16 protein-coding genes and 2 tRNA genes are annotated in these 16,688 nt (G+C 69.1%); 7 read left to right on the forward strand and 11 right to left on the reverse strand.

Annotated features, from left to right (window positions below; translation table 11 throughout):
• Positions 1 to 155: 155 nt before the first annotated feature.
• Positions 156 to 2,723, forward strand: a complete 2,568-nt coding sequence (gene valS, locus BGO45_RS01700) for a valine--tRNA ligase (RefSeq protein WP_292690324.1) — start codon at positions 156 to 158, stop codon at positions 2,721 to 2,723.
• A complete protein-coding gene (locus tag BGO45_RS01705; RefSeq protein ID WP_292690327.1) occupies positions 2,723 to 2,971 on the forward strand; it encodes a hypothetical protein in 249 nt (82 codons plus the stop codon). Before valS ends, BGO45_RS01705 begins: the two co-directional genes overlap by 1 nt.
• 51 nt (positions 2,972 to 3,022) lie before the next feature.
• Here BGO45_RS01705 and BGO45_RS01710 read toward each other — a convergent pair whose 3' ends face one another.
• Positions 3,023 to 3,226 (reverse strand): hypothetical protein, encoded by a 204-nt coding sequence (locus tag BGO45_RS01710; RefSeq protein ID WP_292690329.1) that lies wholly within the window; start codon positions 3,224 to 3,226, stop codon positions 3,023 to 3,025.
• Positions 3,223 to 3,816 carry a helix-turn-helix domain-containing protein gene (locus tag BGO45_RS01715; protein WP_292690331.1) on the reverse strand — a complete coding sequence of 198 codons (594 nt, stop codon included), beginning with the start codon at positions 3,814 to 3,816 and terminating at the stop codon, positions 3,223 to 3,225. The genes BGO45_RS01710 and BGO45_RS01715 overlap by 4 nt, the downstream gene beginning before the upstream one ends.
• An 82-nt stretch (positions 3,817 to 3,898) precedes the next feature.
• Between BGO45_RS01715 and BGO45_RS01720 the strand changes: the two genes are divergently transcribed.
• Entirely contained in the window at positions 3,899 to 5,950 is a 2,052-nt protein-coding gene (locus tag BGO45_RS01720) for a M3 family metallopeptidase (RefSeq protein ID WP_292690334.1), read from the forward strand.
• A 12-nt stretch (positions 5,951 to 5,962) separates the two neighbouring features.
• Here the strand turns inward: BGO45_RS01720 and BGO45_RS01725 are convergent, their stop codons facing one another.
• From BGO45_RS01725 to BGO45_RS01755, 7 genes are all read right to left on the reverse strand, one after another.
• A complete protein-coding gene (locus BGO45_RS01725) occupies positions 5,963 to 6,766 on the reverse strand; it encodes a hypothetical protein (RefSeq protein ID WP_292690337.1) in 804 nt (267 codons plus the stop codon).
• 23 nt (positions 6,767 to 6,789) lie between these two features.
• On the reverse strand, positions 6,790 to 8,058 hold the full coding sequence (clpX, locus tag BGO45_RS01730; RefSeq protein WP_292690338.1) for an ATP-dependent Clp protease ATP-binding subunit ClpX: 1,269 nt from the start codon (positions 8,056 to 8,058) through the stop codon (positions 6,790 to 6,792).
• A 240-nt stretch (positions 8,059 to 8,298) separates the two neighbouring features.
• Entirely contained in the window at positions 8,299 to 8,961 is a 663-nt protein-coding gene (locus tag BGO45_RS01735) for an ATP-dependent Clp protease proteolytic subunit (protein WP_076490329.1), read from the reverse strand.
• A gap of 29 nt (positions 8,962 to 8,990) precedes the next feature.
• Complete coding sequence (locus BGO45_RS01740) at positions 8,991 to 9,575, reverse strand: ATP-dependent Clp protease proteolytic subunit (RefSeq protein WP_076490328.1); 585 nt, start codon at positions 9,573 to 9,575, stop codon at positions 8,991 to 8,993.
• A 78-nt stretch (positions 9,576 to 9,653) separates the two neighbouring features.
• The gene (locus BGO45_RS01745) at positions 9,654 to 10,142 is read right to left on the reverse strand and encodes a tetratricopeptide repeat protein (protein ID WP_292690342.1); all 489 of its coding nucleotides are present in this window, start codon (positions 10,140 to 10,142) and stop codon (positions 9,654 to 9,656) included.
• A 183-nt stretch (positions 10,143 to 10,325) separates the two neighbouring features.
• Positions 10,326 to 11,783 carry a trigger factor gene (gene tig / locus BGO45_RS01750; protein ID WP_292690344.1) on the reverse strand — a complete coding sequence of 486 codons (1,458 nt, stop codon included), beginning with the start codon at positions 11,781 to 11,783 and terminating at the stop codon, positions 10,326 to 10,328.
• Positions 11,784 to 11,856: 73 nt separating this feature from the next.
• Positions 11,857 to 11,930: transfer RNA gene (locus BGO45_RS01755), tRNA-Pro, on the reverse strand.
• A gap of 275 nt (positions 11,931 to 12,205) precedes the next feature.
• Between BGO45_RS01755 and BGO45_RS01760 the strand changes: the two genes are divergently transcribed.
• Positions 12,206 to 12,279, forward strand: a tRNA-Gly gene (locus tag BGO45_RS01760).
• A gap of 8 nt (positions 12,280 to 12,287) precedes the next feature.
• Here the strand turns inward: BGO45_RS01760 and BGO45_RS01765 are convergent.
• The gene (locus BGO45_RS01765; protein ID WP_292690345.1) at positions 12,288 to 12,644 is read right to left on the reverse strand and encodes an SdpI family protein; all 357 of its coding nucleotides are present in this window, start codon (positions 12,642 to 12,644) and stop codon (positions 12,288 to 12,290) included.
• A 145-nt stretch (positions 12,645 to 12,789) separates the two neighbouring features.
• On the opposite strand from BGO45_RS01765, the gene BGO45_RS01770 reads away from it, so the two are divergent.
• Positions 12,790 to 13,758 (forward strand): arsenic resistance protein, encoded by a 969-nt coding sequence (locus BGO45_RS01770; protein WP_292690347.1) that lies wholly within the window; start codon positions 12,790 to 12,792, stop codon positions 13,756 to 13,758.
• Positions 13,759 to 13,859: 101 nt separating this feature from the next.
• On the forward strand, positions 13,860 to 15,449 hold the full coding sequence (locus BGO45_RS01775; RefSeq protein ID WP_292690348.1) for a glycosyl hydrolase: 1,590 nt from the start codon (positions 13,860 to 13,862) through the stop codon (positions 15,447 to 15,449).
• 31 nt (positions 15,450 to 15,480) lie between these two features.
• On the opposite strand, the gene BGO45_RS01780 is transcribed toward BGO45_RS01775, so the two are convergent.
• A complete protein-coding gene (locus tag BGO45_RS01780; protein ID WP_292690350.1) occupies positions 15,481 to 16,020 on the reverse strand; it encodes a gamma carbonic anhydrase family protein in 540 nt (179 codons plus the stop codon).
• Positions 16,021 to 16,160: 140 nt separating this feature from the next.
• On the opposite strand from BGO45_RS01780, the gene BGO45_RS01785 reads away from it, so the two are divergent.
• Positions 16,161 to 16,646 carry a DNA starvation/stationary phase protection protein gene (locus BGO45_RS01785; RefSeq protein WP_292690351.1) on the forward strand — a complete coding sequence of 162 codons (486 nt, stop codon included), beginning with the start codon at positions 16,161 to 16,163 and terminating at the stop codon, positions 16,644 to 16,646.
• The last annotated feature ends 42 nt before the right edge of the window (positions 16,647 to 16,688 follow it).

The raw sequence follows: 16,688 nt of genomic DNA on the forward strand, positions 1-16,688 counted from the left end.
ACTTATCGGCTGCGGATCGCTGAGTCTGTGCAGCGCGCGCCCGTCCACGCCTCTGCGCCGCTCCCCGGCGTGCGCGCGCGGCCCGGTAGACTCGAGCGACATTCCACAGTCAGGCACGCTCACACGGTGCCGCCTATATCGCTCGAGGAGTACCCATGTCGCTGATTCCGGACAAGCCCGCCCTGGAGGGCCTCGAGCAGAAATGGGATGCCGCGTGGACCGACCGCGGCACGTACGTCTTCGACCGGGTCCGCGCCGCCGAGGTGGGCCGCGCCGGTGTCTTCTCGGTCGACACTCCTCCGCCGACGGCATCCGGAAGCCTCCACATCGGGCACGTCTTCAGCTACACGCACACCGACGTGAAGGTGCGCTTCGAGCGCATGCGCGGCAAGACGGTTTTCTACCCGATCGGCTGGGACGACAACGGCCTGCCCACCGAGCGTCGCGTCCAGAACTACTACGGCGTGCGCTGCGACCCGACTCTGCCGTACGACCCCGACTTCAGTCCCCCGTTCTCGGGCGGCGACAACAAGAGCAGCAAGGCCGCCGACCAAGTGCCGATCAGCCGCCGCAACTTCATCGAGTTGTGCGAGGCGCTCACGGTCGAGGACGAGAAGGCCTTCGAGACGCTGTGGCGCGAGCTGGGCCTGAGCGTCGACTGGGGTCAGACGTATCGCACGATCTCGGATGCCGCGATGCGCACGAGCCAGCTCGCGTTCCTGCGCAACATCGAACGCGGCGAGGCCTACCAGGCGCTGGCCCCGACGCTGTGGGACGTCGACTTCCGCTCGGCCATCGCGCAGGCCGAGCTCGAGGACCGCGACCAGCCCGCCGCCTACCACCGCCTCGGGTTCCACAAGACCGACGGCTCCGGTGACGTGTTCATCGAGACGACGCGCCCCGAGCTGCTCGCCGCGTGCGTCGCGCTCGTGGCCAACCCCGACGATGAGCGCTACCAGGCGCTCTTCGGCACGACCGTGCGCACGCCCCTGTTCGACGTCGAGGTGCCGGTGCTCCCCCACCCGCTCGCGCAGCAGGACAAGGGGTCGGGCATCGCCATGATCTGCACGTTCGGTGACGTGACCGACATCATCTGGTGGCGCGAACTCGACCTCCCCAACCGGACGATCATCGGCAAGGACGGTCGCATCGTCGCCGATGCACCGGACGTCATCGTGACGGATGCCGCGAAGACGGCGTACGCGGAGCTCGCGGGCAAGACGGTGTTCAGCGCCAAGAAGCGCATCGTCGAGCTGCTGCAGGAGTCGGGTGAGATGGAGGGCGCACCGAAGCCCTTCACGCACCCGGTGAAGTTCTTCGAGAAGGGCGACCGCCCGCTCGAGATCGTCTCGACGCGTCAGTGGTACATTCGCAACGGCGCGCGCGACGCGGAGCTGCGCGAGCGTCTCGTCGCCCTGGGGCGCGAGATGTCGTGGCATCCGGACTTCATGCGCGTGCGGTACGAGAACTGGACCAACGGCCTCACCGGTGACTGGCTGGTCTCGCGCCAGCGCTTCTTCGGCGTGCCGATCCCGGTCTGGTACGGCCTCGATGAGAACGGGGAGCGCGACTACTCGCGCGTGCTGACGCCCGACCTCGCGGCGCTCCCGATCGATCCGACCACGGACGTCCCCGTCGGCTACACCGAGGAGCAGCGCGGCGTGCCCGGCGGATTTGACGCCGAGCAGGACATCCTCGACACGTGGGCGACCTCGTCGCTGACGCCGCAGCTCGCCGGCGGGTGGAAGCGCGACGAAGAGCTGTGGAACCTCGTCGCCCCGTTCGACCTGCGCCCGCAGGGACAGGACATCATCCGCACGTGGCTGTTCTCGACGATGCTCCGCAGCGCCCTCGAAGACGACCGGGCGCCGTGGACGGATGCCGCGATCTCGGGCTTCATCGTCGACCCCGACCGCAAGAAGATGTCGAAGTCGAAGGGCAACGTCGTCACGCCGGCGGACATCCTGCAGCAGCACGGATCCGACGCGGTGCGGTACTGGGCGGCATCCAGCCGTCTGGGCACCGACGCGGCCTTCGACCCGCAGAACCCGACGCAGATCAAGATCGGGCGACGCCTCGCGATCAAGCTGCTGAACGCGGCCAAGTTCGTCCTGTCGTTCCCGGTGCCCGAGGGCGCCGAGGTGACGCACGCACTGGATGCCTCGATGCTGACGACCCTCGACAAGGTCGTCGCCGACGCGACCGCGGCGCTCGAGGCCTACGACCACGCCCGCGCGCTGGAGATCGCCGAGTCGTTCTTCTGGACGTTCTGCGACGACTACCTCGAGCTGGTGAAGGAACGCGCCTACGACCGCTCCGACGCCGGCCAGGCGTCCGCTGCGCTCGCGCTGCGCACCGCGCTGTCGACCCTGACCCGCCTGTTCGCCCCGGTGCTCTCGTTCGCCGCCGAGGAGGTGTGGTCGTGGTTCGAGGAGGGCTCGGTCCACACGGCCGCGTGGCCCGAGCCGCTCGGCATCGAGGGCGACCCGGTGGTGCTGACGGCCGTGGGCGAAGCGCTCATCGGCATCCGTCGCGCCAAGACCGAGGCCAAGGCTTCGCAGAAGACGCCGGTGACCTCGCTCACCGTGTCGGGTCCGCACGTCGAGGCCCTGCGTCTGGCCGAAGGCGACCTGCGCGCGGTCGGCCGCATCGAGACGATCACGTTCGTCGAGGCCGACACCACCGCCGTCACCGACATCGTGTTCGCACCCCAGGAGGCCTGATGCAGCTCGGAACCCGCTGGACCGCCCGCGAGCAGCCGCCGGCTGCCGTGCCCGCGGTGCTGCACACGCAGATCGCGGCCGTCGAGGCGGCACTGAATCCCGATGGACTCAGCGCTCCCGCCCCGCGCTGGACGCTGACGTTCCTCGAGGGTCGTCCGATCGCCGAGCTCGACACCGGTGTCATCGTCGAGCAGGTCGCCTCGGGTGAGGTGGTCGTACGCCACGACGACGAGGACGAGTTCGCCTGATTCGGCGGAGAAGGGCCGGGGATGCCACATCCCCGGCCCTTCTCGCTTCCTTCAGCGCGCGCGCAGGTAGGCCTCGGCCTGAAAGTCGAGCCGCTGCCCGGCGGCGACGGCGGCATCCCTCTGAGAGCGGATGTCGGCGCGTGTCGCTCGTGCGTGCATCCGCGCGTGGGCATGGTCGGCGAGCACGCGCGACAGTGCGAGAAGGATCCGTTCGGACGTGGTCGGCGTGGCGAGGGGTGCGGCGAGGGCGGTCACCGGGTGCCTCCTTCGGCGGGGAGTGGGAAGACATCGGCGCGCATCGTCACGACGCGCAGGTCGTCGCCGGACTGGTCGCGGTAGCGGTCGACGGTCTCGGCGATGACGGACTGCAGCCGGTCGGCGAGTTCCGCCATCTGGTCGACGGTCAGCCGCGCGCTCGCGGTGGAGATCAGGCTCCTGTCGAACCACTCCTGATCGTCGTCCCATCCGTGCGTCACGAACGTCATGAGTTGCTGCTGTCGCAGGGTCAACGTCTCCGAATGCACGGCCTCCATCACGGCCCGTCCGCTCGGAGTCGTGGACATCTCTGGGTTGACGAGGGTGACGGCCCCGGCGGGTCGCTCCCACCAGCGTTCTCGCGCCGTGCCGCGTCCCTGCACCTCGCGGATGAGGTCGTGCTGCGCGAGGGCTCGCAGGTGGTAGCTGGTCGCGCCCGTGGACTCCCCGGTCAACCCCGCGAGCCCGCTCGCCGTCTGCGGTCCGTATTGGCTCAGCAGGTCGTAGAGCCGGACGCGGAGGGGGTGCGCCAGGGCGCGCAGAGCGCCGGCGTCGAGGATGCGCCCCTCGGGGCGAGAATCGGAACCCATAAGTGCAAAGATACCTTTGCAAACTCGGCTATGCAAATGATTCTTTGCACCCGGTCGTCGCCGTGCTGACTACGCTGGAACGATGACGGATGCCGTGACCAATCCCCTCCTCGCGCCGCCCTCGCTCCCCTACGACCTGCCGCCCTACGGCAGCATCCGGCCGGAGCACTACCGACCCGCGTTCGACGCGGCCTTCGCGGCGCAGCGCGCCGAGGTCGACGCGATCACGGCGCAGAGCGAGCCCGCGACGTTCGAGAACACCCTCGTCGCTCTGGAGCGCAGCGGCGAGCTGCTCGACCGCGTGGCCCGCACGTTCTACACGGTCACCGGGGCCGATGGCACCCCCGAGATCCAGGCGATCGAAGAGGAGCTCGCGCCGCTCATGTCGGCCCACGGCGACGCGATCCAGCTCGACGCCGCGCTGTTCGCGCGCGTGAGCACGGTGCACGACGCCCTCGACGACCTCGATCTGGATGCCGAGAGCCGCTACCTCGTCGAGCGCCGGTTCCGTGAGATGTCGCTCGCGGGAGCGGGACTCGCACCCGACGAGAAGCAGCGTCTGACCGCCCTGAACCTGCGGCTCTCGGTGCTCACGACGACCTTCGAGAAGAACCTCCTCGCCGACACGAACGACCTCGCGGTGGTGTTCGACGATGCCGCCGACCTCGACGGACTCTCCGACGGAGAGCTGTCGGCTGCCGCGCAGGCGGCGACCGAGCGCGGGCTCGACGGACGCTACGTGCTGACCCTGACGTTGTACACGGGCCACCCGTACCTGGCGTCGTTGACGAACCGCGAGAGCCGCCGCCGGCTGCTCGAGGCCTCGCGCGCCCGCGGCACCCGCGGCAACGCGCACGACAACCGCGGGACGCTCCGCGAGATCGTCCGGCTGCGGGCGGAGCGCGGCGCGCTGCTCGGATATCCCTCGCACGCCGCGGCCGTCCTCGCCGACCAGACCGCCGGAACCCCCGCCGCCGTCCACGACCTGCTCCGTCGGCTCGCCGCCCCCGCGGCACGGAACGCCCGGGCCGAGCAGGAGGCGCTGCAGCGGATCGCCGACGACGACGGCATCCGGATCGAGGCGCACGACTGGGCGTTCTACACCGAGAAGGTGCGCGCGGAGAAGTACGACCTCGATCGTTCGGCGCTGCGCCCGTGGTTCGAAGCCGAGCGCGTGCTGCGCGACGGCGTCTTCGCGGCCGCGGAACACCTCTACGGCATCCGGATCTCCGAGCGCCACGACCTGCAGGGCTACCACCCCGAGGTGCGCGTGTTCGAGGTGCACAACGCCGACGGCAGTGAGCTCGGGTTGTTCCTGCTCGACCTGTACACGCGCGACACCAAGCGCGGCGGCGCGTGGATGAACTCGATCGTCACGCAGTCGAGCGTGCGCGGCACCGCTCCCGTCGTGGTCAACAACCTCAACGTCAACAAGCCCGCGCCGGGCACCCCGACGCTGCTGACTCTCGACGAGGTCACCACGTTGTTCCACGAGTTCGGCCACGCGCTCCACGGTCTGTTCGCCACCGTCACCTATCCGCATTTCGCCGGCACCGCGGTGTACCGCGACTTCGTGGAGTTCCCCAGCCAGGTCAACGAGATGTGGATCTTCTGGCCCGAGATCCTCGCGAACTACGCGCGGCACCACGAGACCGGCGAGCCGCTGCCCGCCGACGTCGTCGAGCGGCTGCACGCGTCGGAGGCCTTCAACCAGGGCTTCGCCACGAGCGAGTACCTCGCGGCATCCTGGATCGATCAGGCCTGGCACGGACTCGGCGTCGAAGAGGCGTCGTCGGAGATCGACGTCGCCCCGTTCGAAGCGGCGGCCCTCGCCGACATCGGCCTCGACAACCCCGCCGTTCCGACGCGCTACGCCTCGACGTACTTCGCGCACGTGTTCTCGGGCGGCTACAGCGCCGGGTACTACTCCTACATCTGGAGCGAGGTGCTCGACGCCGACACCGTCGAGTGGTTCCGCGAGAACGGCGGTCTGACGCGCGAGAACGGCGACCGGTTCCGCCGGCGTCTGCTCGGCGTCGGCGGCGCGGGCGACCCGCTCGCGGCCTACCGCGACTTCCGTGGGCGGGATGCCGAGATCCAGCCCCTGCTGGAGCGGCGGGCTCTCACCGGCTGACCCGCGGCGGCGTCAGAACGGCGGGTTCGTGTAGAGCGTCGTCGAGCACCCGGCTTCGCCGGGTTCCAGGGAGATGCGGCGGAAGTCGACCGGGTCCATGACTCCGTCGGAGCGCCGCACGAGCACGACGCAGTCGCGCGACGCCGGAACTCCGACCGCGGCCACGGTCTCACCGGCGTCCGTCGTGGTCACCTCGACCGTGACGGACGGCTCGGGGAAAGCCGCCCGGACGGAGTCGACGGAGGCGTCGTCTGCCGCCAGGGCGGCACGGACGCGCTCCTCGGCGTCGGCGGGCAGCGCGGCCGGTGTCGTTGCGACCGGAGGCTCGGCGGGAGCGGCCGCGGCGGGGCAGTCGATGGGCTCCGACCGCGCGTACGCGGCGACCGGGATGGTGAATCGGTAGCAGCCGACGGCAGACCCCCCTGAGTGGCCCTTCGCCCACAGGGCGCTCTCCACCGCGGCGACCTCGGCGTCGATCCGCACATCGACGATCGCCGCTTCGTCGGCGGAACCGTCCCCACCCCACGCGAGGGGTGTCACGGTGACGGCGCCCGTCGACGCCGTGAACATCGTCGCGGCGCGGGTCTCGGCATCCACCGATCTCTGGACGTAACCGAGCGACGATGTGAGATCGTCCGCGGTGTCGCGCACGGCACGGGCGGCGAGGACGTCGCCGTTCTCCGAGTCGGCGATCGCCTGTTCGACCGTGCCGATAAGACCCGTGGAGCTGCGGAGCAGGAACACGACGGCGACGGCGACGATGCCGCACGACACGAGCCCGACAGCGACGATGACGGCGAGCCGGCGACGCATCATCCGTTCGCCGTCGCCCTTGCGTGTCAGGCGCTCTTGCGCTTCTGCGCCAGCACCAGGGTCGCCGGGGAGTCGTCCTCGACGGAGGCGCGAGTGATCACGACCTTCGCCACGTCCTCGGCGGAGGGGATGTCGAACATCACCGGGCCGAGCACGTCCTCGAGGATCGCCCGCAGACCACGCGCACCGGTCTTCCGCGCAACGGCGAGATCGGCGATCGCACGCAACGCGTCTTCCTCGAACTCGAGCTGAACACCGTCGAGTTCGAACATGCGCTGGTACTGCTTGACCAGCGCGTTGCGCGGTGCCGTGAGGATCTCCATCAGCGCGTCCTGATCCAGCGGCGACACGGATGCCACGACGGGCAGGCGACCGATGAACTCGGGGATCAGGCCGAACTTGTGCAGGTCTTCCGGCAGCACCTCACTGAAGAGGTCGGGCGCGTCCTCCTTGCGGTGGAGCGGGGCGCCGAAGCCGACGCCGTGCTTGCCGACGCGCGAGGAGATGATCTCTTCGAGCCCGGCAAAGGCGCCGGCCACAATGAACAGCACGTTCGTCGTGTCGATCTGGATGAACTCCTGGTGCGGGTGCTTCCGGCCGCCCTGGGGTGGGACGGACGCGACCGTTCCCTCCAGGATCTTCAGCAGCGCCTGCTGCACGCCCTCGCCCGACACGTCGCGCGTGATCGACGGGTTCTCGGCCTTGCGCGCGATCTTGTCGACCTCGTCGATGTAGATGATGCCGGTCTCGGCACGCTTGACGTCGAAGTCGGCGGCCTGGAGAAGCTTCAGCAGGATGTTCTCGACGTCTTCACCGACGTAGCCGGCCTCGGTGAGGGCCGTGGCATCCGCGACCGCGAACGGGACGTTGAGTCGCTTCGCGAGGGTCTGGGCCAGGTAGGTCTTGCCGCAGCCGGTCGGCCCCAGGAGCAGGATGTTGCTCTTGGCGATGTCGATCTCCTCGGCCCGCGCCTCGGCCGGCTGCAGGGTGCCGTGGGCACGCACTCGCTTGTAGTGGTTGTAGACGGCGACGGCGAGAGCGCGCTTCGCCGGCTCCTGTCCGACCACGTACTCCTCGAGGAACCCGAAGATCTCGCGGGGCTTCGGCAGGTCGAAGTCGGCGACCTCGCCGGAGGAGGCCTCGGCCATGCGCTCTTCGATGATCTCGTTGCACAGCTCGACGCACTCGTCGCAGATGTACACGCCCGGACCGGCGATCAGCTGCTGCACCTGCTTCTGACTCTTGCCGCAGAAGGAGCATTTGAACAGATCGGCGCTCTCCCCGATGCGTGCCATGCCCGTGCCTCCCTATCCCCGGCCACTCGCCCGAGTGACTTTGAGCCTAACCGCTGCCCGCGACATTCGAGGGCATTTGCGCGAGTGCCGCCGCTGTGATCGCCACGGGCGGACACACGCCCCTCCCCGGAGGCCCCGGCATCCGTCTCCCCCGAACCGGCGCCTCTCCCCCGGGCCGCGGCACCCGGACGTGACGATGCCCCGCCGGCGCAGGGCAGGCGGGGCATCGTCGAGAAGCGATCAGGCGGTCAGTGCCGCCGGGACGCGCTTACGGGTCGTGAGCACCTGGTCGACGATGCCGTAGTCCATCGCCTCCTGTGCCGACAGGATCTTGTCGCGGTCGATGTCCTTGTTGACCTTCGCGACGTCCTGGCCGGTGTGACGGGCCATGGTCTCCTCGAGCCACGTGCGCATGCGCAGGATCTCAGCCGCCTGGATCTCGATGTCCGACGCCTGACCGTGACCGGACTCGCCCACGGCGGGCTGGTGGATCAGGATGCGGGCGTTCGGGAGCGCGAGCCGCTTGCCGGGGGCACCCGCCGCCAGGAGAACCGACGCCGCCGAGGCCGCCTGGCCGAGCACGACCGTCTGGATCTGGGGCGACACGTACTGCATCGTGTCGTAGATCGCGGTCATGGCCGTGAACGAGCCGCCGGGCGAGTTGATGTACATGATGATGTCGCGGTCGGGGTCCTGGGACTCGAGCACGAGCAGCTGGGCCATCACGTCATCGGCCGAGGCGTCGTCGACCTGGACGCCCAGGAAGATGACGCGGTCCTCGAAGAGCTTGTTGTACGGATCCTGGCGCTTGTAGCCGTAGGCCGTCCGCTCCTCGAACTGGGGCAGGATGTAGCGGCTGCTCGGCATGTGCGCGGCGCCGCCGCCGAAGGTGGGAGTGTGCATTGCGGTGTCCTTTCCTCTCGCCCTCGGCCTCAGGCCGCGGTCCCGCCGCCGCCGGCGACGTCGGTCGCGTGCTCGCGGATGTGGTCGACGAAGCCGTACTCGAGGGCCTCGTCGGCGGTGAACCAGCGGTCGCGGTCACCGTCGGCGTTGATCTGCTCGACGCTCTTGCCGGTCTGTGCGGCGGTGATCTCGGCGAGGCGCTTCTTCATCGACAGGATCAGCTGCGCCTGCGTCTGGATGTCGCTCGCGGTACCGCCGAAGCCGCCGTGGGGCTGGTGCAGCAGCACGCGGGCGTTGGGCGTGATGTAGCGCTTGCCCTTGGTGCCGCTGGTCAGCAGCAGCTGACCCATCGACGCGGCCATGCCGATGCCGACGGTGACGATGTCGTTCGGCACGAACTGCATGGTGTCGTAGATCGCCATGCCGGCCGTGATCGAGCCGCCGGGCGAGTTGATGTAGAGGTAGATGTCCTTCTGCGAGTCCTCTGCGGCGAGCAGCAGGATCTTGGCGCAGATCTCGTTGGCGTTCTCGTCACGCACCTCCGAACCGAGCCAGATGATGCGGTCCTTCAGCAGCCTGTCGAAGACGCTCGTTGCCATAAGGGGTTCGGGCATTGGTGCTCCTCTTCCGGTGATCTGCAACGAATCTACCGGCGCGGTTCGGGGCGGGTCGCCGTGTTCGCCGCGGGCGGATCAGGCGTGTCCGTCCGCGATCTCGCGGGCGTAGCCGGTCACCGACCGGGTGTACCGCGACAGGTGCGGAGCGAGGGTCTCGAGAGCGATGGATGCCGCCCGCGCGGCCTCTCCCGACGACACCAGCGCGAGGGCGTAGAAGGCTGCGGCTTCGTCGTGGAGCGGGCCTCGGGGTTCGGTCTCGTACTCCGCGCGGAGCATCGCCAGCGCTTCGTCGACCTTTCCGAGATTGCGGATCGTGCTGGCCAGCTGGATCGTCGCGCGGGTGCGACGCTCGTCGTCGAGACCGCCGTCGAGCGCGCGACGGTAGAGCAGCTCCGCCTCGGCTTCGAGCCCCGCGGAGTCTCGGGCGCCGGCGCGTTCGAAGAGGGCGACGGCGTCGTCCTCGGGCCGCTCGCCGGCCAGCGCGTCGATCCGTTCGACGACCTGCTCGTCGGTCAGGGTCTCGTCGTCCCACACCGCGTCGACGCGGTCCTGCCAGTCGTCCATGTGTGTCCTCCCCGGTCTTGTGCTGTGCGGCGTGTGCGTCGGCCGCGATCAGTTCAGTGTCCAAGACACGCCGTTCGGCGCTCATCGCATCGGCGTGTCTTGGACACTCAGTCGCCGAGGCAGTGACGAGAACAGGGGGTGGATGCCATGGCATCCACCCCCTGTTCGCGAACCGGACGCGTCTTACTCGCTGTCGGCGGCCTTCTTCTTCGCGGGAGCGCGCTTCTTGGCGGGCGCCTTCTTCGGCGCCTCCTCGGCGGCAGCCTCCTCGGCCTCGACGACGGCGTCCGCGTCTGCGGCGGCGTCGGCGATCTCCTGCGCTTCTTCGACGACCTCTTCCGAGGCGTCGGTGGGCTCCTCGCCCTCGACGGCGACGAAGCCGGTCAGATCGACGGGCTTGCCGTTGGTGTCGACGACGGTGACCTTGCCGAGCGCGATCGCGAGAGCCTTGTTGCGGGCGACCTCACCGACCATGGCGGGCAGCTGGTTGCCCTGCTGCAGCGCGTTGACGAAGTCCTGCGGAGCCATGCCGTACTGAGCGGCCGACTGGATGAGGTACTGCGTCAGCTCGTCCTGCGAGACCTGGACGTTGGCGTCTTCGGCGATCTTGTCGAGGATCATCTGGGTGCGGAACTGCTTCTCGCTCGCCTCGGTGACCTCAGCGCGGTGCACGTCGTCCTCGAGACGGTTCTCGCCCTCGAGGTGCGTGTGCACCTCGTCCTCGATGAGCTGCGGCGGCACGGGGATCTCGACGGCCTCGATGAGAGCCTCGACGAACTTGTCGCGCGCGGCGGCACCCTGCGTGAACACCGACTGCTGCGACACGCGCTCCACGAGCGACTCGCGCAGCTCGGCGATCGTGTCGAACTCGGATGCCATCTGGGCGAAGTCGTCGTCGGCGTCGGGCAGCTCGCGCTCCTTGACGGCCGTGATCGTGACGGAGACCTCGGCCTCTTCGCCGGCGTGCTCGCCACCGACCAGCTTCGAGCGGAACGTGGTCTGCTCGTCGGCGGTGAGCGAGTCGATCGCCTCGTCGATGCCCTCGAGCAGCTCGCCGGAGCCGACCTCGTAGGACACGCCCTCGGCGCGGTCGATCTCGTTGCCGTCGATCGTGGCGACGAGGTCGAGCTCGACGAAGTCGCCCTTGGCGGCGGGACGGTCGACCGTCACGAGCGTGCCGAAGCGGGCGCGCAGGCGGTCGAGCTCGGCGTCCACGGCCGCGTCGTCGGTCTCGACGGCGTCGACGGTGACCGTGATGCTGTCGTACGCGGGCAGGTCGAACTCGGGGCGGACGTCGACCTCGACGTCGACGATCAGATCGCCCGAGAAGTCCTTGATGTCGGGAACCTCGACGATCTCGGCGCTCGGACGGCCGATGACGCGGAGCTCCTGGTCTTCGACGGCCTGGCGGTAGAACCCGTCGAGACCCTCGTTGACGGCGTGCTCGATGACGGCGCCGCGGCCGATGCGCTGATCGATGATCGGCGCGGGCACCTTGCCCTTGCGGAAGCCGGGGATCTGCACGTCCTGCGCGATGTGCTCGTAGGCGTGCGCGATGCTCGGCTTGAGCTCTTCGGGCGAGACCGTGATGTGGAGCTTGACCCGGGTCGGGCTGAGCTTCTCGACGGTGCTGTTGACCATGCGGTGTGTTCTCCTCGTGTGGCCCGCGCGCACGCGGGGGCCGGCTAGGCCTGTGGTCTGTGGGGCCGTTGCGTCGGGGCGACAGGATTTGAACCTGCGGCCTCCCGCTCCCAAAGCGGGCGCTCTACCAAGCTGAGCTACGCCCCGGGGCGACGCGCAGGACGCGTTCGACGAAACGACCCCTGGAAGTCTAGTCGATCGAGGTGCGGGGGCCGGTCTGAGAGTCGTCCGGATGCCATGACCCGGGGAACGAACGCGAGAGAGGGGGCGCGGCGACACGCGAGAACAGGCGATCGTCCGAGAACAGGCCTGCCGGCTCACCGATCGTCCTGTTGCGGTCGAATCCCCTGTTCCCGCGACGCGGGTGTCGGTGACACCGGCGGACGTGAAGTAGAGTGGTCGACGCTGCGGTTCGCCGCCGCGGGGATGTAGCTCAATGGTAGAGCCTCAGTCTTCCAAACTGATGGTGCGGGTTCGATTCCCGTCATCCCCTCCACTTCTCGTTCAGCTGCGCGCGGGATCTTCCCCGACCGTTGCGGCGGCCTTGCCCGCGACGGTCGACGCGACGATGAGCCAGACGACGATCCACGCGCAGCCGAACATCGCGGCGACGATCGCCTGTTCGCCGAGGAACAGCGCCGCGGCGGCCGCGACGATGAGCCCGACGCCCCCGACGGAGATCGGTATGGCGGCCGCCGCGTGACCTGTGCGCCACGCGTCCTCGGAGCGCAGGGTGGCACTCGTCCGGATGCCGATCCGGAAGTTCAGGGGCAACGTCCCTCGCGCGGCCCGGTAGGCCGCCCATTGGACGAGAAGTCCCGCCAGGAGCAGGGGAACGGCGGTGCTGATGGCGATGATCACGGGGGGATGATCCTTCGGTCGACGGGCGAGTGCTCCCCGGCGCGCACGACGACGCGTGCCGTCGGGGTGTCATTCCACGCTACGCCAGGGGTCGCCCACCCCGACGAGCGATGTCCGTGTTCCGTGTGACCGTAGGCTCGTCCCGATGATCGCGTGGGTGAACCGCCGGCAGATCCCGGTCTGCATCGGGGCGATGACGGTGGGCGCCGTGGTCGGGCTCCTGGCGCCGCGGAGCTCGGTGTTCCTGGAGGCGCTGGTCGCTCCCGCGTTGATGGTGCTGCTGTTCGCGACGTTCCTGGCGGTCCCGTTCGCGACGATCGGGCGCGCCCTGAAGGACGTTCGATTCCTCGGCGCGGTTCTCGTGCTGAACTTCCTGCTGGTGCCCGTCCTGGTGTTCGGGCTGTCGCGCTTCGTCACCCACGATCGCGCCCTCCTCGTGGGCGTCCTGCTGGTCCTTCTCACGCCCTGCATCGACTACGTGGTGGTCTTCACCCGCCTGGCGGGCGGCGAGGCATCCCGCCTTCTGGCCGCGTCCCCGGTGCTCATGCTCGCGCAGCTCGCACTGCTGCCCGTCTATCTCGGTCTCTTCGCGGGGCCGGCGATCCTCGACACGGTCGAGATCGAACCGTTCGTCGTCGCGTTCCTGCTCTTCATCGCCCTCCCGATGGGTCTCGCGGCCGTGACGCAGACGGCTGCTCGCCGGTTCCGCGCGGCCCGGGTCGTCGAACGGACGATGGATGCCGCCATGGTGCCGCTCCTCGCACTCACTCTCGCGGTGATCGTCGGCGCGCAGATCGAGACGGTCCGCGCGCACGCGGGCGCGCTGCTCCCCGTCGTGCCCCTCTACGTCGTCTTCCTCGTCGTCGCACCCATGCTCGGCATCCTGGTCGCCCGCGTGTTCCGCCAGGACGCCGCGACGTCCCGCGCCACGGTGTTCTCGGGGGCCACGCGCAACTCCCTCGTCGTGCTGCCGCTGGCGCTGGCCCTGCCGGAGCCGCTCTCTCTAGCCGCCGCCGCGATCGTGACGCAGACGCTCGTCGAGTTGGTCGGCATGGTCGTGCTCGTGCAGGTGGTGCCGCGGCTCGTGCGTCGAGACGCCTCCGCGCAGTTCTGACCTGCGCCGTAGGGAACGGACATGTGACCGTCATGTCGCTGGGCTATCGTGACGCCGACGAGAGGGGCTCCGTGGCGCGATCATTGAGGGCGAGGCGAACCGTGGTGATCATCCTCGTGGTCGCGCTGGTGGCCATCTCGGCCACCGCGGTCCTGCTGGTCCTGCGGTCCGGCCCGGGGCCTCTGTCGGTGACCAGTCCGTCTCTGCTGTTCTCATCGGCATCCGATGTCCGGATCGTGCTCGGCAACTCGCACGGCGCCGTCACGTGGACGCTTCGTTCCCGCTCCGGGGAGCAGATCGCAACCGGCCAGGCCTCCGGCGGCCCTGACGCCGCGCTCGAGCCCCCCGTACCCGCCGACGGGTTCTACACTCTCGATCTCGCCGACGATCGCGACACCCTCAGCGTGAACTTCCTGGTCAACCCGGCCCCGGACGCGACCGACCGGTTCTTCTCCGTCGCGACCCATTGGGGCAAGTCGTCCTTCGCCGCCGGGACGTGGCCCGTCGACGCCACCGCCTCGTTGCTGCGAGGTCTCGGGTTCCGCGAGGTTCGTGACGAGACGTCGTGGATGAGCGTCGAGCGCGTGCGCGGCGAACGGGCGATCCCGCCGCACGCGGAGGATCTGCACACCGTCACCCAGGACAACGGGATGAAGATGCTGTTCGTCGCCGGGTACGGGAACCCCGTCGCGTACCCCGACGACATGAAGGAGAATCTTTCTCCCCCCACCACGCCCGAGGGGCGTCAGGGCTACGTGGACTACATCAACACCGTCCTCGACGCGGACCCGCAGATCGACAAGGTCGAGGTGTGGAACGAGTTCAATCGCCCGCAGCGCAACACGAGCGACTGTCAGAGCGGTGACTGCTATGCCACGCTCGTCAAAGCCGTGTACAAGGGCGTCAAGGCACGCCACCCGCAGGTGAAGATCGTCGCGGGGAACACCTCCGGCACTCCCCTGCCCTGGTTCACCGATTTCATCGACGCCGGTGGACTGCGGTACTGCGACATGCTGTCGACCCACGGGTACGCCCGGGACCTCGACACCACGCTCGCCGGCGTCACCGCCCTGGACGCGCTGGTGAAGAGACGCAACGGCGGCGTGTCCAAACCGATCATCGTGAGCGAGATCGGTGTTTCGAACACCACCTCGACGGCCCGCAGCGGCAACATCGCGAGGGTGCAGACCGAAGAGCAGGCGGCGACCGCGCTGGTGAAGATCTTCGCCGGGCTGCGGTCGAACCCTGCCGTGGTGCAGACGGTCTGGTACGACGGCGTGGACGACGGCAGCCGGCCGGATGAGACCGAAGACAACTTCGGGCTGTACCGCCAACCGACCGACACGGTCGCGGCCTTCCAGCCGAAGCAGAGTGCCGCCGCCGCGGGATACCTGATGCGGCAGCTCGAGGGCTATCGGTTCAGCTCCCGCCGATCGCTCGGTTCCGACGTGTGGATGTACACCTTCGTCGATGGCACCGGAACCCAACGACGCATCCTCTGGCGCGATGCACCGTACGCGGACACCACCACCGGTGCGGCCACCGTTTCGGTCACGGCGCGGTCCGGCTATCGCACGACCGTCTCATCGCTGACCGGTGAGGCGGTGGGAGCACCGCTCGCTCCGGGAACGTCGAGGATCTCGGTCGGCACCGAGCCGATCTATCTCGACGAGGTGCCCGCCGCATCCTGACCGGTGCCGGCCGGGCGGCCCGGTGCCTGCGTCAGGATGCGGGCGTGGCGGAGACGTGCCGCTCGACGTGCGCGAGGTACGTCTGCGCGTTACGCAGGATGCCTTCCCGTTCCTCCGGCGTCAACGCGCGTCGCACCTTGGCGGGAACCCCGGCGACGAGCGATCCCTCCGGGACCACCGTGCCCTCGAGCACGACCGCTCCCCCGGCCACGAGGCATCCGGGGCCGATCTCGGCGCCCGACAGGACGACGCTCCCCATGCCGATCAGGGACCCGTCGCCGATCGTGCAGCCGTGCACGACGGCGTTGTGTCCCACCGACACGTCGGCGCCGATCGTCACGGGACGGCCGCGGTCGACATGCACCGAGACGTTGTCCTGCAGGTTGCTGCGCGGGCCCAGGGCGATCGCGGCACTGTCGCCGCGCACGACGGCGTTGTACCAGACGCTCGATCCCTCGCTCAGCGTGACCGCGCCGATCACTCGGGCCCCGGATGCCACGAATGCGGTCTCGTGCACGTCGGGTGAGGCGTCGGGAAGGGCGAGCACGGAGGCGTCGGAGGCGATCGTCATGTCGCGAGAATACCGGCTGAGATGAGGTGAGGATTGCCTATCTATCAGGGATTTAGCCGAGCCTCATCTTGCTTGCGGAATGTTCCCGCGTGAGTAGCGTTGCTGTCAGAACGACTTCGGCACAACATCCAGGAGATCTCATGAGCACCGTTCAGACGCCCGCCGCCACCACCGTCGACTCGACCATGGCCTCCAGCACCGCGCAGTTCCTCTCGCCGATCGTCCTCGGCCTCGAAGCCCTCGTCGTCAACGGCAAGCAGGCCCACTGGCACGTCCGCGGCGCCAACTTCATCGGCGTGCACGAGCTGCTCGACTCCGTCGTCGCGCACGCGCAGGACTGGGCCGACCTCGCCGCGGAGCGCATCGTCGCCCTCGGCCTGCCGGTCGACTCGCGTCTCGCGACCGTCGCGGCCAAGGCCGCGCAGACCGCGGTCCCCGCGGGATTCGCGCAGTCCGACGTCATCATCAACGCCGTGATCGCCGACATCGACGCCGTCCTGGTCGACATCCAGACCGCGATCGACGGTCTCGACGAGACCGACCTCACCAGCCAGGACGTCGCGATCGAGATCAAGCGCGGCCTGGACAAGGACCGCTGGTTCCTCTTCGCGCACCTCGCGGCCTGAGTCTCGGATTCTGAAAAGGGGGCGGCGCTTCGGCGTCGCCCC

It is taken from the genome of Microbacterium sp. 71-36 (genome assembly GCF_001898305.1).
GTDB lineage: Bacteria > Actinomycetota > Actinomycetes > Actinomycetales > Microbacteriaceae > Microbacterium.

Excerpts from the sequence above, each read along its gene's own strand:
- clpX (WP_292690338.1), bottom strand. The coding sequence starts at position 8,058 with ATGGCACGCATCGGGGAGAGCGCCGATCTGTTCAAATGCTCCTTCTGC.
- BGO45_RS01725 (WP_292690337.1), bottom strand. The coding sequence starts at position 6,766 with ATGATGCGTCGCCGGCTCGCCGTCATCGTCGCTGTCGGGCTCGTGTCG.
- BGO45_RS01740 (WP_076490328.1), bottom strand. The coding sequence starts at position 9,575 with ATGCCCGAACCCCTTATGGCAACGAGCGTCTTCGACAGGCTGCTGAAG.
- BGO45_RS01720 (WP_292690334.1), top strand. The coding sequence starts at position 3,899 with ATGACGGATGCCGTGACCAATCCCCTCCTCGCGCCGCCCTCGCTCCCC.
- valS (WP_292690324.1), top strand. The coding sequence starts at position 156 with ATGTCGCTGATTCCGGACAAGCCCGCCCTGGAGGGCCTCGAGCAGAAA.
- BGO45_RS01745 (WP_292690342.1), bottom strand. The coding sequence starts at position 10,142 with ATGGACGACTGGCAGGACCGCGTCGACGCGGTGTGGGACGACGAGACC.
- BGO45_RS01715 (WP_292690331.1), bottom strand. The coding sequence starts at position 3,816 with ATGGGTTCCGATTCTCGCCCCGAGGGGCGCATCCTCGACGCCGGCGCT.
- tig (WP_292690344.1), bottom strand. The coding sequence starts at position 11,783 with ATGGTCAACAGCACCGTCGAGAAGCTCAGCCCGACCCGGGTCAAGCTC.
- BGO45_RS01705 (WP_292690327.1), top strand. The coding sequence starts at position 2,723 with ATGCAGCTCGGAACCCGCTGGACCGCCCGCGAGCAGCCGCCGGCTGCC.
- BGO45_RS01770 (WP_292690347.1), top strand. The coding sequence starts at position 12,790 with ATGATCGCGTGGGTGAACCGCCGGCAGATCCCGGTCTGCATCGGGGCG.
- BGO45_RS01735 (WP_076490329.1), bottom strand. The coding sequence starts at position 8,961 with ATGCACACTCCCACCTTCGGCGGCGGCGCCGCGCACATGCCGAGCAGC.
- BGO45_RS01785 (WP_292690351.1), top strand. The coding sequence starts at position 16,161 with ATGAGCACCGTTCAGACGCCCGCCGCCACCACCGTCGACTCGACCATG.
- BGO45_RS01780 (WP_292690350.1), bottom strand. The coding sequence starts at position 16,020 with ATGACGATCGCCTCCGACGCCTCCGTGCTCGCCCTTCCCGACGCCTCA.